A 14483-nucleotide genomic window follows, 5' to 3' on the forward strand; every position below is an offset into this window, starting at 1 on the left:
CCACTGGGCACGAGATGAAAGTCATCTGCCAGAATCATTTTGCCCCCTCATCTTCCGCGTCGTTTTTCTTCAAAAGTCATTGGATCCCCGCTTGCACGGGGATGGCAGGATCAGGGGTGGCCTGTTTCACGGGAGACATGCCGCGCATAAAAAAACGGAGCCATAAAGGCTCCGTGAATGCTCCGTGAATGCGAGCGGGGTTTCCCCATTTTTACGTCTGAGTCTTGTGATGATTCCAATCGCTCTGTGAATCAGCGTGGTGAATCAGTGGCTGTGCGCCTCGCCAGCACCTTTCGGATAGCGGATGGACTCCACCAGCTCCTGCACATCATCCGGTACTTCTGCGGTGAATTTGTTCACCACAATTGCCACCACAAAGTTCACGCACATCCCCAGTGTACCGATCCCTTCAGGGCTGATGCCGAACCACCAGTTGTCCGGTGTGCTGGCCGCAGGGTTGATGAACTTGAAGTAGATGATGTAAGCCGCCGTGAACAGAATGCCGCTCAGCATCCCGGCAATTGCACCTTCTTTATTCATCTTCTTGTAGAAGATGCCCATGATGATGGCCGGGAAGAAGGATGACGCAGCCAGACCGAAGGCAAAGGCCACGACCTGAGCCACGAACCCTGGCGGGTTGATCCCCAGATAACCGGCACCAATCACAGCCAGTGCAGCACCAATCCGGGCGGCCATGAGTTCCTGTTTGTCGGTCATATCAGGCTTGAAGCCTTTCTTCAGCAGATCGTGTGATACCGACGTTGAAATCACCAGCAGCAGACCTGCCGCTGTTGACAGTGCCGCTGCCAGACCACCGGCTGCCAGCAGAGCCACAACCCAGTTGGGCAGTTTGGCCAGCTCAGGGCTTGCCAGCACGATGATGTCACGGTTGATGTTCATTTCATTACGCTCATCGCCCGAGTAGAACATCTTGCCGTCGCCGTTTTTATCTTCCCAGGCTACCAGACCCGTTTTCTCCCAGTTGGTCACCCAGCCTGGGGCCTGCTCAGCCGCCACACCCTGCATGTCCGGACCATTAATGGTTTCGAACATATTGATTCGGGCAAATGCAGCCACGGCAGGGGCTGTGGTGTAGAGGAAAGCGATGAACAGCAGTGCCCAGCCCGCCGAAATTCGCGCATCTTTGACCCGTGGTACGGTAAAGAAGCGGATAATCACATGCGGCAGACCGGCTGTACCAACCATCAGCGCTGCGGTGATGAAGAAGACATCAACCATGCTCTTCGAGCCGTCAATGTAGGAGGTGAAGCCTAGCTCGGTACTCAGGCCTTCCAGTTTTTCCATCAGATAGACATCGGTGCCGCTGATGGTGGAGCCGAAACCAATCTGAGGGATGGCCGAACCTGTCACCATGATAGAGGTGAAGATTGCCGGAACCATGAAGGCGAAGATCAGCACGCAGTACTGAGCGACCTGAGTATAAGTGATGCCCTTCATGCCGCCCATGACCGCGTAGAAGAAGACAATCGCCATCCCGATCACGATGCCGATGTTAATATCCACTTCCAGGAAGCGAGCAAACACGACGCCCACGCCACGCATTTGTCCTGCAACATAAGTGAAGGAAACAAAGATAGCACAGAACACGGCAACCATGCGTGCGGTGCGGGAATAGTAACGATCGCCGATGAAATCCGGCACGGTAAACTTACCGAACTTACGCAGGTAAGGTGCGAGGCAGAGTGCCAGCAGCACATAACCGCCGGTCCAGCCCATCAGGTAAACCCCGCCGTCATAGCCGGCAAACGAGATGATCCCGGCCATGGAAATGAAAGATGCCGCAGACATCCAGTCTGCTGCGGTCGCCATGCCGTTTGCGACCGGGTGTACACCGCCGCCAGCCACGTAGAATTCACTGGTTGATCCTGCGCGGGACCATATCGCAATGCCGATATAGAGTGTGAATGACAGGCCCACCAGTATGAAGGTCCAGGTTTGAATATCCATGCGTGATGACTCCCTTAATCTTCGTGCACGTTGAACTTGCGGTCCAGCGCATTCATCTTGTAGACGTAGACAAAAATCAGCGCCACAAAGACATAAATGGAACCCTGCTGTGAGAACCAGAAACCGAGCTTAAAGCCACCCAGCTGGAACTGATTGAGAGCATCCACAAATAACACACCTGCCCCGTATGACACGAGGAACCAGATGGCAAGCAAAGAACCCATAATGGTCAGGTTCTCTTTCCAGTAGGCTTGCGCTTGTTCCTTGGATTCAAACGCCATGGTTATCTCCTTCCTATGGTCAGTCATTTTCGGTTAAAAAAATGTTACCTGATGACCATAGCAAGCTTCTGCAGAGGGCACATTGCAACTTTAGTCGGGCAAAAAAACACAGAAATTCATCTAGATTTAAAGTGTTAGTGATAGATATCAATAAAAGCCGGATGTTATGGCTGTGTTAAGTTAGCCAAAAGTATAAGGCGTCGCCGGTCTGGTTTTTCAGACAAAAGGCCATCGATTTTCCGACGATTTGGTTTCGATTGATGGTTTTTTTAGTGAATTGAACGGGGCGTGAGGCGAATTTGTTTACAGATAGTTTTCCAAAGGTCGCTGTAATTTAGGGCAAAATATACAGGCACCCCTTTGATAAACTGGGTGACGAAAAACAATTCATAACAACAATAACTGATGGAGGATGAGTGGACGCGATTTCAATTAACAGCTTTTTTCTGGTTGGTGCGCTTCTGATTGCGTTGAGTGTTCTCCTGAGTCCGGTCTCTTCCCGATTGGGAATTCCGATTCTGCTGGTGTTTCTGGCTGTGGGGATGCTGGCCGGTGAAGATGGGCCGGGCGGTATTTTATTTGATGATTATTCGCTGGCGTATCTGGTCAGTAACCTGGCCCTGGCGATAATTCTGCTGGATGGCGGGATGCGAACCCGAGTCGCCAGTTTCCGGGTTGCCTTTTGGCCTTCGATCACGCTGGCAACCGTCGGGGTTGCTGTCACCACGTTGTTAACGGGTCTGATGGCGATGTGGCTGTTTGATCTGGCACCGTTGCAGGGCATTCTGGTGGGTGCCATTGTGGGTTCCACAGATGCTGCCGCCGTTTTCTCGCTCTTGAAAGGCCGCAGCCTGAACGAACGGGTTGGGTCAACGCTGGAAATTGAATCCGGAACCAACGACCCGATGGCCGTGTTTCTGACCGTCACCCTGATTGCGGTACTCAGCAGTCAGAGAACCGAATTCAGTGCCGGATTTCTGGCCCTGAGCTTTGTGAAACAGTTCGGGATTGGCACCTTGCTCGGACTGGCCGGTGGCTGGTTGCTGTGGCGGGTGATCAATCGCAGTCAGTTGCCGGAAGGACTGTATTCGATTCTTGCTGTGAGTGGCGGTCTGATCATCTTTGCCGTCTCCAATGCACTGGGCGGCAGCGGTATTTTGTCGATTTATCTGGCGGGATTACTGCTGGGCAATCGCCCGACCCGTGGCCGTCATTCGATCCTGAACGTGCTGGATGGCATGACCTGGCTGAGCCAGATCGGGATGTTTCTGGTGCTGGGTTTGCTGGTCACGCCGTCGAATCTGCTGGCAATTGCTTTGCCGGGGCTGGCACTGGCATTCGGGATGATCCTGTTTGCCCGTCCGATTTCGGTGTGGATTGGTCTGTTGCCGTTTCGCAGTTTTACCGCGCGTGAGAAATGGTTTATTTCCTGGGTCGGGCTGCGTGGTGCGGTGCCGATTATTCTGGCGGTGTTCCCGATGATGGCGGGCCTGCCGAATGCACAGTTGTATTTTAATCTGGCATTTTTCGTGGTCATGGTGTCTTTGATTCTGCAAGGCGGGACGTTGACCAAAGCGATGGCCTTGGCGAAGGTTGAGTTGCCGCCCAGGCCGGAACCGGTTTCCCGGACCGGGGTGGAAATTTTTCCGGCCTCAGAATGGGAGCTGTTTGTTTATAAGATGAAGGCTGAAAAATGGTGTATCGGTGAGCCGCTGCGGAACCTTTTCCTGCCGGAAGGCACCCGGATTGCGGCGGTGTTTCGTGAGGAAGGGCTGATGCACCCCTCGGGCAGTACCCGACTGGAAGAAGGCGATATTCTCTGCGTGCTGGCGCAGGAAAAAGATCTGGAAGCCCTCAGTCAGTTGTTCAGTGAAGCACCGGAAAAAACAGAGCTGGTTCGCTTCTTTGGTGACTTTTTCCTGGATGCCGATGCGCGACTGGTCGATGTCGCGGTGGCTTACGGACTGGAACTCGACGGCGTTGATCCGGAACTGACCCTGAAAGCGCTGGTGATCCAGCATTTGGGGGCAAATCAGGTGTTGGGGGATAACTTCGAGTGGAACGGCCTCTACTGGGTGGTCGCCGATGTGGAAGACTGGCAGGTCACCAAGGTGGGTTTACGCCTGCCAGAGGAAGAAGAGGAAGTGACTTCGTGAAAAACGGCGAGTGAGTCGTCACTCACTCGTCGCTGAGTTCGTTTAACAGAATGACCGCCTGAGTGCGGTTCTTGACCCCGAGTTTTCGGAAAATGGCGGTCATGTGGGCTTTGATGGTGGCCTCCGACACATTGAGTTCGTAGGCAATCTGCTTGTTGAGCAGGCCATCAGACAACATACACAGTACCTTGTACTGTTGCGGGGTCAGCGTTGCAATTCTGGCCGCCAGTGCATCTAACTCGGGGTTGTCTTCATCTTCGCCGATCCCCGGCGGGAAACAGGGCTCACCTTCCAGCACCTGATTCAGCGCACTGATCAGGGCGCGCATATCACTGGATTTGGGAATGAAGCCGAAAGCGCCGTGACGGCGGACCTGTCGAATGACAGAGGTTTCCTCATTGGCAGAGACCACCACCACCGGCAGTTCCGGGTACTGTGCCCGCAGCTGGATCAAACCGGACATACCGTTGGCACCGGGCATTTTCAGATCCAGCAGCACCAGATCGACATCGGGTTCTTTTTCAAGCAGTGTTAACAGAGTATCGAGCGAGTCTGCTTCCAGCAGATTGGCCTTACTGACCGCCATGTGCACGGATTGAAACAGTGCATTGCGAAACAAGGGGTGGTCATCGGCGATAACGATTGTGTACTGAGCGTCCATGGCATTGAGTGTTTAGTTTTTGTTAACGCTATCACTGCAGGTCAGACAGATCAATTTGTTCACCCCCAAGTTACGAACTGGATCTGTTCCTGTTCGCGGTTTGGGGGTGTTTTATATCAGTGAGGTATGACTTTTCCTTATTGACCAATAAGTTGATTGGCTTTCAGGTGATCCAGGAAGGGTTCGGCTTCGACGAATCCGGTCAGACGAGCCTTGTCAGCTTGTTCACCGTCTGCTCGCCAGAAGTCCAGTGTCGGCAGTCCCAGCACATTCATCTTTTGCAGCAGTTTGATGTCGTCCGGCTTGCTGTCGGTTACATCGGCTTGCAGCAGCATGAAACGCTGGAGTTCAGGCGCGACGCTGGCATCGTGGAAGGTGTATTTGTCGAATTCTTTACAGGCAACACACCAGTCGGCATAGAAGTCCAGCATCACCGGCTTTCCTTCGGCCTGCGCCTGAGCCAGAGCTGTATTCAGCTCGTCCATGCTGGCCACGCGCTTGAAGGTAATCTCTGGCACCTGAGCCGTTTGTTGCGGGTGTGAGCCTGTCAGTCCCTGATAGATCGGCAGGAGTGAACCCAGCAGACCCACAATCGCAATGATGCCAAGCAGGCTGCTGCGCCAGGAGTGGGTCATGCCTTGCTTAACATGATACAGCCAGCCAAACACAGCGACGCCAAAAGTGGCCCACAGATAAGGCATCAGGCTGGCTGGCAGAATGCGCTCCAGCAGGAACAGCGGTACGGCCAGCAGCACAAACCCGAAGAAGATTTTCACGCTGTTCATCCAGGCTCCGGCTTTCGGCAGCAGACGGTTGCCGAACATGGCGGCCAGGATCAGCGGAATCCCCATCCCGATCGCCAGCGCATACAGCGCGACGGCACCGGTCAGTAAGTCCCCGCTCTGGGCAACGTAAATCAGCGCACCGGACAACGGCGCTGTGGTGCAGGGGGAGCACACCAGACCGGAAATGGCACCCATCGCAAACACACCGCCAAGCTGACCGCCGGATTGCTGGTTGCTGAGCTGGCTCAGCCAGGTCTGAACGCTGGAGGGCAGTTGCAGGGTGTAAGCCCCGAACATCGACAGCGCCAGCAGCACGAAGAGTGCGCTGAGGCCGATCAGGACGTACGGATGTTGCAATGCGGCCTGAAACTGAAGTCCGGCCGAAGCGACCACTAACCCCAGCAGGGTGTAAGTTAGCGCCATCCCCTGCACATAAGTGAAGGCCAGCGTGAAAGTGCGCCCGTTGCTGAGCTGACCGCGGCCCAGTACGATGCCGGTCAGGATCGGATACATCGGCAGTACACAAGGGGTGAAGGCCAGCCCGATACCCAGTGCCAGAAACAGTAGCGGTGTCCACCACTGCTCGGCCAGATCGCTGGCCAGCTTGTCCTGCTGACTCACCGGAGCGCTGGTCATGGCTGTGTCGTTCTGGCGCTCATCTGAATGGTCTTGAGTTTCGGTGTCAGTACTTACTATCAAATTGGCCTTGACTGGCGCTGTGCTGGCTGTTGGCGTTCCGGCAGCCGCTGCCACCGAAAAAAGCGGGACTTCACGGGTTTCCGGCGGGTAACAGAATCCGGCCTTGGCGCAGCCCTGATAACGCACCGTCAGCGTCGCATTGTCATTGGCCTGTATAATGGGTATCTGGAGGGCCAGCGGCTCGGGATAGATGGTGACGTCACCGAAGAATTCATCTTTGTACGGCGTGCCTGCCGGCAATCGGATGTCGCCGACGGTTGCGCCGTTGGCTGTCACGGCAAGCTGATGCTGATACAGGTAATAACCTGGTTTGACTTGCCAGTCGAGTACCAGTTGGTTGTCGTTCTGGGTAAAGTTAAACGCAAAAGCCTGATCAACCGGGACAAAGCTGTTCTGGCTGGAGGATTCTGTCAGTCCCGGCAGAGAAAACTCAGCACGTAACGGCAGGCTGAGGAACAGCAGGAAAAAGACAAACAAACGTGTGATACGCAGGTGTCGCAGTATAGTCATCGGATTCTGGCTCATGATCAGTCTGAATATTGCCGCCTGAGAGCGGGGTGCGCATCAGGCGACTATACCTTATCGGTCTATGTCTGTCAGACCGGATAAAGACCGCAGAGTTTCATATCACAGACACTTCTCAGGCAAGTATAGGCCCCAGCAAGAAGCCCAGCGCGACGGAAGCCGCGATTGTTGTGACACCCGGCAGGAAGAAAGGATGATTAAAGACCAGCTTGCCGATACGGGTCGAACCGGTATCGTCCATCTCGACGGCGGCCAGCAGTGTTGGGTAGGTGGGCAGCACAAACAGCGCACTGACTGCGGCAAAAGAGGCGACTGTGGTCAGCGGCGAGACACCAATGGCCAGCGCAGCCGGCATCAGGGCTGTGGTGGTGGCTCCCTGTGAGTACAGCAGCATGGAGGCAAAGAACAGGGTGACTGCCAGCATCCACGGATACTGAGCCAGCAGTTCACCGGCCATCCCTTTGATCCCGTCGATGTGGCTGGCCACAAAGGTATCGCCCAGCCAGGCGACACCCAGCACGCAGACACAGGCGCTCATGCCGGATTTGAAGGTTGCGGCATTGGCGATCTGTCCGGCATCAATTTTGGTGTAGAGAACAATGGCCATCGCGGCTGTCAGCATGAAAACCATAATGGCCTGATTTCGGCCCATCGCCGGGTCAGGAATCAGTCCGACGGCATCAGAAATCAGGGTGGCGTAGAGAACCACGGCTGCAATGGCCGCCAGAAAAATATAGGTGGCGGGTTTGGCCGTGGCCGGAATGTTTCGTACCTGACTGCCTTTCACCCGAACCAGCCCTTTGGAGAGCCGTTCCAGATACACCGAGTCATCTTTCAGCTCGCAGCCCTGGAAACTGGCAACGAAGGCACCGATCATACACGCGGCGAAGGTGCTCGGAATACAAATGGACAGCAAAGTCAGGTAGCTGATGCCCAGCGGTTCCAGCAATCCGGAGAAAAACACCAGCGCCGCAGAGATTGGCGAGGCGGTAATGGCTATCTGAGAGGAAATCACCGCAATCGACAGGGGGCGTGAGGGGCGAATCCCCTGCTCTTTGGCGACTTCGGCAATCACTGGCAGCGTTGAAAAAGCCGTGTGTCCGGTGCCGGCCAGTAAGGTCATGACATAGGTGACCATTGGCGCGTAAAAGTTGATACGTTTTGGATGCTTGCGCAGAAAACATTCGGCCAGATCGACCAGCCAGTCCATCCCTCCGGCAACCTGCATAGCCGCAATCGCCGTGATCACCGACATAATAATCAGGATGACATCCACCGGAATATTACCGGCTGGCAAACCCAGCCCGAGGGAGAGCACCAGCACACCGGCACCGCCGGCAAAACCAATTCCGATGCCGCCGATACGGGCGCCGAGAAAAATAAAAGCAAGAACAATGAAAAGCTCAATTCCAATCATAACCGCTCCGAGAGTGACGTGATTGAAACCGGTAGGGTCAACGGTTCCTTGTTTCGGGACCGGTTTCTGGGCAATCTTTGCTAACAAATTTGTTTGTCAACCATATCACCTTCGATGGGTCATGAAATTGATTCAGAATGGTGATCCGGTTAAAAGCGTCCGGTGCTGTGGTTGAAAATTCGCGGAATCCCGCCATCATAGACCACATCACGTGCATGGGTGGCATGGCGTCACCAATGTCTGAATCTGTTTTGTTGCCAACCTGACCAAGGGGTGTTTGTGTTTCCTGTTCTCTTACTGATGTTTATTCTGGTCCCCGTGATTGAAATTGCGCTTTTTATTCAGGTTGGCGGGGTACTTGGGCTGTGGACCACGCTTTTTCTGGTCTTGTTGACGGCGGTTGTCGGGGCGTCGCTGGTCCGTAGCCAGGGGATTGCGACTTTGCTGTCTGTTCAGGACCGGCTCAATCAAGGGGAGCTTCCGGCGCAGCAAATTCTGGAAGGGGTGATGCTGGCCGTGGCTGGGGTGCTGTTGCTGACACCGGGTTTTATGACCGATGCGATGGGGCTGGTGGTGCTGTTGCCGGGGCCACGTGCTGCGATTGCCCGTTATCTGATGCGCAAAGTAAAGGTTCAGAGTATGCATCAGGGGGGATTCGGCGGTGGGGTTGGTGGTGGTTTTGGTTCTCAGGGACCGTTCTCTAACCGTGATCCCTTTGGTCATGATCAGGAAGGGAACCGGAACGGTGATGTCTTTGATGGGGAATATGAGCGCAAAGACGATAAGGACAAGCGGAAAAACTCAGACGATGATGATCAGCACCGGCTGCATTAATCAATGTCTTTCGTCTTCAAAACAGGCAGCCGTGGCTGCCTGTTTTGTTATTTGTCGAGCATCACTTCTGGCATTGGCGCATGCCATCGCCGCAGCTTGCGTGCATAGACCAAGGCCGCTAAACCACACAGTACATTGGCAATGGCGATGCCGGTAAAGAGACCTTCTGTCCCGTTGATCCAGCCACCCAGCCAAGCGGCGGGCAGCAGCAGACCAAAGAGCCGGATCAGGTTCCAAAGCAGCGCCTGAAACGACAGATGCAGCGCATTCAGGGCGTTAATCAGTTGCATGCAGATGGCCAGTAAACCGTAACTGGCCGGAACCAGAATCAGGTAATGCCAGAGTTGGGTCCGAACCGCTTCATCCTGACTGAACAGGGCGGATAATGGCCAGCTGAGCGGCACCATCATGATGAACACCAGTAGCTGGAAGCCCAGCGCAAATTTCATGGCTTTAAACAGGGCGTCGAAGGCCCGCTTGGGTTGTTCCGCGCCTAAGTTTTGTGCCATAAACGGCATCAGTGCTGAGCTGAGTGCGATCATCACCAGCATCAGCAGCGATTCAATCCGCATGGCAGCACCGTAGGCGGCCACAGAGGAAGTCCCCTGAGCGGCGAGCAGCACCATGATGAAAGCATTCGACAGCGGGGTGAGTGCATTGGACAGCCCGGCCGGCGTCCCAATATGGAGGATTTGCCGCCAGTCGGCGAAGATGATCCGAAGATCCGGCATCGTGAGCAGCTTTTCCCGCACGATTAAGATTCGCAGCGACCAGACCAGCGCAACCGCCCAGCTGACGCCACTGGAAATCGCCGCACCCCGGACACCCAGTTCAGGGAAAGGGCCGTAGCCAAATATCAGCAGCGGATCGAGCACACCGTTGATCACACCAGCCAGCATCATAATTTTCGCTGGAGTTCGTGCATCGCCGGTGGCCCGGATGGCGCTGTTGCCGGCCATGGGGATCACCAGCAGCGGAATTGCCAGATACCAGACCGCCATGTATTCATGAATGATTGGCAGCAGGTTGTCTTCCGCACCCAGAAGGCGGAACAGCGGATTGATGGTCAGCAGCCCCAGTCCGGCGGCGGTGACGACCAGAAGCACTGCCAGTAACAGCCCGTGGCTGGAAACCCGTGCTGCGGCATGGTCATCGCCGCTGCCCAGCAGACGGCCGATACAGGCCGACAGACCGACCCCGACGCCCATAGTGATGGAATTCAGGGCAAAGGTGACGGGAAACGTAAAACTGACGGCTGCCAGCGCTTGGGTGCCCAGCAAAGAAATAAAGAAGGTATCGACCAGATTGAACATCAGGATCGCGATCATCCCAAACACCATGGGAATGGTCAGACGGCGTAAGACTTCCGGGATCGGGGCCGACAGCAGCCCATGTTTATCTGGTCGTTCTGATCGGGTCATAAGGTTCTCAAGTTCGCTTTTGCCAGCCCACCCTAAAGCAAAGAGTGTGATCCGGCAAAAAATCTGGCAGAAAAAACAAAAATATTTAACGACAGGACTTGGGTTCCAGAAAAACGACCCAACATGTCTAAGGAACAGATTTCGTGAGTCGGACAAACGAACCGACTCGCTTTCAAATAAACCTATGGATATTACCAAAATCAGGAGAGACGACCGATGAATATTCGTCCTTTACATGACCGAGTGATCGTTGAGCGCCAGGAAGTTGAATCTAAATCTGCTGGTGGCATCGTTCTGACTGGTTCTGCTGCAGAAAAATCTACCCGCGGTATCGTACTGGCTGTGGGCAAGGGCCGCATTCTGGAGAATGGTTCTGTGCAGCCGTTGGACGTGAAAGTTGGTGATACTGTTATTTTCTCAGAAGGCTACGCGACCAAGACCGAGAAGATCGAAGGTAAAGAAGTTCTGATCATGTCTGAAACTGACATCTTGGCAATTGTTGAATAATCCATTCACCTCGAATCAAGAATTAAGAAAGGAAGTTAAACATGGCTGCTAAAGACGTAAAATTTGGTAATGACGCTCGTGTAAAAATGCTGGAAGGTGTGAACATTCTGGCTGACGCTGTCAAAGTTACTCTGGGCCCGAAAGGCCGTAACGTGGTTCTGGACAAATCGTTCGGTGCTCCAACCATCACGAAAGATGGTGTTTCTGTTGCGCGTGAAATTGAGCTGGAAGACAAGTTCCAGAACATGGGCGCACAGATGGTGAAAGAAGTTGCTTCTCAGGCGAACGATGCTGCCGGTGACGGTACAACGACCGCGACCGTTCTGGCTCAGTCGATTGTGAACGAAGGTCTGAAAGCTGTGGCTGCGGGCATGAACCCGATGGATCTGAAGCGTGGTATCGACAAAGCAGTGGTTGCTGCGGTTGAAGAACTGAAAGCCCTGTCTCAGCCTTGCGCAGACAGCAAAGCGATCGCACAGGTGGGTACGATTTCTGCGAACTCTGATGCGACGGTTGGGAACATCATTGCTGAAGCCATGGAAAAAGTTGGCCGTGACGGCGTGATCACCGTTGAAGAAGGTCAGGCGCTGCACGATGAGCTGGACGTTGTTGAAGGCATGCAGTTCGACCGCGGTTACCTGTCTCCGTACTTCATCAACAATCAGGAAGCAGGCAGTGTTGATCTGGAAAGCCCGTTCATCCTGCTGGTTGACAAGAAAATCTCGAACATCCGTGAACTGCTGCCAACGCTGGAAGCTGTTGCAAAAGCTTCTCGTCCGCTGCTGATCATTGCAGAAGATGTAGAAGGTGAAGCGCTGGCGACACTGGTTGTGAACAACATGCGTGGTATCGTGAAAGTGGCTGCTGTGAAGGCACCAGGTTTCGGTGACCGTCGTAAAGCGATGCTGCAAGACATCGCTGTACTGACTGCTGGTACTGTGATTTCTGAAGAAATCGGCATGGAGCTGGACAAAGTGACTCTGGAAGACCTGGGTCAGGCCAAGCGTGTCAGCATCACCAAAGAAAACACCACTATCATCGATGGTCATGGTGAAGAAACTGCGATTCAAGGTCGTGTTTCTCAAATTCGTCAGCAAATCGAAGAAGCGACTTCAGACTACGACAAAGAGAAACTGCAAGAGCGTGTTGCTAAACTGGCAGGCGGTGTTGCTGTGATCAAAGTTGGCGCTGCGACTGAAGTGGAAATGAAAGAGAAGAAAGACCGCGTTGAAGATGCCCTGCACGCAACGCGTGCTGCGGTTGAAGAAGGCGTGGTTGCCGGTGGTGGTGTTGCCCTGATCCGTGCGGCTTCTAAACTGACTGAGCTGACTGGCGACAACGAAGAGCAAAACGTAGGTATCCGTGTTGCGCTGCGTGCCATGGAAGCGCCAATCCGTCAAATCACCCGTAACGCAGGCGACGAAGAGTCTGTTGTCGCGAATGAAGTGAAGAATGGCGAAGGCAACTTCGGTTACAACGCTGCAACCGGCGAATACGGCGACATGCTGGAAATGGGTATCCTGGATCCAACCAAAGTAACCCGTTCTGCACTGCAATTTGCAGCGTCTGTGGCTGGTCTGATGATCACCACCGAAGCCATGGTGACTGAACTGCCAAAAGACGACGCGCCAGACATGAGCGCCGCAATGGGCGGTATGGGTGGCATGGGCGGCATGATGTAATCAGCCCCCGTCATCTGTGACAAATCAGAAAACCCGCCGCAAGGCGGGTTTTTTTATGGGTGACTTTTTCTTTCACACTCATATTGAGTAGCTTGTTTTATATTGTGGTATTTCTATCGCTTTTCTGAAATTACGTTGTCCCTCAATGATTTTTCTTCTTATTGATCTTCAACTTTTCAAATGAGTCTGTATCTCTCGCTGTCTTGCTTCACGGAGACTTCCAGGTTGATGTCAGTTCACCTTCAGGAGTCCACCTATGTTGAGAAAAGCGATGTTAAGAAGAAACAGGTTAAGCAAAGCACTCTTGCTGATTGCAGCAAGCGGTTTTTGGATGACCGGAACCGCACATGCAATTGAGTCGGAGCAAGCTTTTATTGAACAATACCATCAGGATGCTCAGGTGTATCAGATCCCGGGCGATCAGATGCTGTCTGATGAGCGTTTAGGTGATATGTTTCGGGCGCAGGCCAGAAGTATGACCATTTGTCGGGGGGACTTTATTCCGTCGGGTTATGTGATCACCCGAACTACAGTGGATTTCAACTGCGGGAGCTGGCAACACAGCGATAATGCTTACATCCTTTCATTGGCACCGAAAGATGGCTCGACGTTTAAAACCTGCGCCGGTTATCACAGCCGTGTGTATGATGGCTTCGTGATTATCGCGAATATTTATAATGCAGCTTGTAATTTTGGCTCCGGTATTTCCGTGAACGGAAGTACTCAGGTGTATGCAGACAAGTACAGATCCAGCTTTACGGTGTGCGCGAATTCTCCGATCCCGAGTAATTACAGTGTGGGTCGCCATATCTATGAGCCTAGTTGTCGGGTCGGAAGTGGCATTAATAAAAATGCTTATGTCATCACCCGCCAGTAAAATGGCTGGGCCTGACGATTGCAGCCTGCTCGCCGGGCGGGCTGTTGATAACATCTGGCAAAGAAGTGATAACCCCTCCTGTCGTATGGCTATTTTTTATTATCTTTCAAGTCAACTATGCGTGGGGATTGATCCCTAAGTCCTGCACGATGAAAGGCACTCAGGAAGCTTGTATGACAAGGAACGTTTTACATGCGCATTGCTTTCTTTAACACACCATGTGGAATCTGTATTGCTGTCTATTGAATACTGACAGGTTGAACCCGCACTGGACGCGGTGCAGAATTTTATCGATTTTGTGGCCGATCCTGATGCCGGTTATGTTGTGAAGGTGCAAGCGCGTGTTTAATCGGCTTAGTCGATTGTTTTTGTGCAGGGTTCATCGGGGAAAAAGCCTGAAAAGCTGCACATAATAAAAAGTTGTTTCAGTTCAATGGTTTAACTTATGCTTTTGCTATCAATTTCAACTGTGGTGAATTGCGTACAATAAAATGCTGATTTTTATGATAAAAGCTGCTCAATGAGTCTTGAGTCGTTCCTCTGGAGTGCTGTCCATGAAAAATAAAGAAAAAACACAAAGGAAAACGCAACCTGAAATTCTGTCTGACAGTTCTCCGGAAAAATTGCTGAAAAAGCTGTACGTTAGGTAAATTCAATGTAAATCAATCAG

The 14483-nt window shown here is 53.1% G+C and carries 11 protein-coding genes; 5 read left to right on the plus strand and 6 right to left on the minus strand.

Going from position 1 to position 14483, the window contains the following annotated elements; all coding sequences use genetic code 11:
- Positions 1-264: 264 nt before the first annotated feature.
- Positions 265-1968: a sodium:solute symporter family protein gene (locus EA58_RS07165; protein WP_036750836.1), complete on the minus strand. Its 1704-nt coding sequence runs from the start codon at positions 1966-1968 to the stop codon at positions 265-267.
- Positions 1969-1982: 14 nt separating this feature from the next.
- Entirely contained in the window at positions 1983-2249 is a 267-nt protein-coding gene (locus tag EA58_RS07170) for a DUF4212 domain-containing protein (RefSeq protein ID WP_036750837.1), read from the minus strand.
- A gap of 416 nt (positions 2250-2665) precedes the next feature.
- On the opposite strand from EA58_RS07170, the gene EA58_RS07175 reads away from it, so the two are divergent.
- Positions 2666-4405, plus strand: coding sequence for a potassium/proton antiporter (locus EA58_RS07175; protein ID WP_036750838.1), 1740 nt, complete (start codon positions 2666-2668; stop codon positions 4403-4405).
- A gap of 22 nt (positions 4406-4427) precedes the next feature.
- On the opposite strand, the gene EA58_RS07180 is transcribed toward EA58_RS07175, so the two are convergent.
- The 3 genes from EA58_RS07180 to EA58_RS07190 all read right to left on the minus strand — a co-directional run bounded on the left by EA58_RS07180 (position 4428) and on the right by EA58_RS07190 (position 8492).
- Positions 4428-5066 (minus strand): response regulator transcription factor, encoded by a 639-nt coding sequence (locus tag EA58_RS07180; RefSeq protein ID WP_036750839.1) that lies wholly within the window; start codon positions 5064-5066, stop codon positions 4428-4430.
- Between the two features lie 137 nt (positions 5067-5203).
- Complete coding sequence (locus tag EA58_RS07185; RefSeq protein WP_036750866.1) at positions 5204-7060, minus strand: protein-disulfide reductase DsbD; 1857 nt, start codon at positions 7058-7060, stop codon at positions 5204-5206.
- A 130-nt stretch (positions 7061-7190) separates the two neighbouring features.
- Positions 7191-8492 (minus strand): anaerobic C4-dicarboxylate transporter, encoded by a 1302-nt coding sequence (locus EA58_RS07190; RefSeq protein WP_036750841.1) that lies wholly within the window; start codon positions 8490-8492, stop codon positions 7191-7193.
- A 279-nt stretch (positions 8493-8771) separates the two neighbouring features.
- Here EA58_RS07190 and EA58_RS07195 point away from each other — a divergent pair, with 279 nt between their 5' ends.
- Positions 8772-9326, plus strand: coding sequence for an FxsA family protein (locus EA58_RS07195; RefSeq protein ID WP_036750867.1), 555 nt, complete (start codon positions 8772-8774; stop codon positions 9324-9326).
- A gap of 47 nt (positions 9327-9373) precedes the next feature.
- Here the strand turns inward: EA58_RS07195 and EA58_RS07200 are convergent, their stop codons facing one another.
- The gene (locus EA58_RS07200) at positions 9374-10747 is read right to left on the minus strand and encodes an MATE family efflux transporter (protein ID WP_036750843.1); all 1374 of its coding nucleotides are present in this window, start codon (positions 10745-10747) and stop codon (positions 9374-9376) included.
- A 216-nt stretch (positions 10748-10963) separates the two neighbouring features.
- On the opposite strand from EA58_RS07200, the gene EA58_RS07205 reads away from it, so the two are divergent.
- The 3 genes from EA58_RS07205 to EA58_RS07215 all read left to right on the plus strand — a co-directional run bounded on the left by EA58_RS07205 (position 10964) and on the right by EA58_RS07215 (position 13813).
- Entirely contained in the window at positions 10964-11254 is a 291-nt protein-coding gene (locus tag EA58_RS07205) for a co-chaperone GroES (protein WP_036750845.1), read from the plus strand.
- A gap of 41 nt (positions 11255-11295) precedes the next feature.
- On the plus strand, positions 11296-12936 hold the full coding sequence (groL, locus tag EA58_RS07210; protein WP_036750848.1) for a chaperonin GroEL: 1641 nt from the start codon (positions 11296-11298) through the stop codon (positions 12934-12936).
- Between the two features lie 256 nt (positions 12937-13192).
- Positions 13193-13813, plus strand: a complete 621-nt coding sequence (locus EA58_RS07215) for a hypothetical protein (protein WP_152547960.1) — start codon at positions 13193-13195, stop codon at positions 13811-13813.
- Positions 13814-14483: the final 670 nt, after the last annotated feature.

The sequence above is a fragment of the Photobacterium galatheae genome (assembly GCF_000695255.1).
GTDB classification, from domain to species: Bacteria; Pseudomonadota; Gammaproteobacteria; order Enterobacterales; family Vibrionaceae; genus Photobacterium; species Photobacterium galatheae.

Excerpts from the sequence above, each read along its gene's own strand:
- EA58_RS07180 (WP_036750839.1), bottom strand. The coding sequence starts at position 5,066 with ATGGACGCTCAGTACACAATCGTTATCGCCGATGACCACCCCTTGTTT.
- EA58_RS07215 (WP_152547960.1), top strand. The coding sequence starts at position 13,193 with ATGTTGAGAAAAGCGATGTTAAGAAGAAACAGGTTAAGCAAAGCACTC.
- EA58_RS07170 (WP_036750837.1), bottom strand. The coding sequence starts at position 2,249 with ATGGCGTTTGAATCCAAGGAACAAGCGCAAGCCTACTGGAAAGAGAAC.
- EA58_RS07190 (WP_036750841.1), bottom strand. The coding sequence starts at position 8,492 with ATGATTGGAATTGAGCTTTTCATTGTTCTTGCTTTTATTTTTCTCGGC.
- EA58_RS07205 (WP_036750845.1), top strand. The coding sequence starts at position 10,964 with ATGAATATTCGTCCTTTACATGACCGAGTGATCGTTGAGCGCCAGGAA.
- EA58_RS07185 (WP_036750866.1), bottom strand. The coding sequence starts at position 7,060 with ATGACTATACTGCGACACCTGCGTATCACACGTTTGTTTGTCTTTTTC.
- EA58_RS07165 (WP_036750836.1), bottom strand. The coding sequence starts at position 1,968 with ATGGATATTCAAACCTGGACCTTCATACTGGTGGGCCTGTCATTCACA.
- EA58_RS07200 (WP_036750843.1), bottom strand. The coding sequence starts at position 10,747 with ATGACCCGATCAGAACGACCAGATAAACATGGGCTGCTGTCGGCCCCG.
- groL (WP_036750848.1), top strand. The coding sequence starts at position 11,296 with ATGGCTGCTAAAGACGTAAAATTTGGTAATGACGCTCGTGTAAAAATG.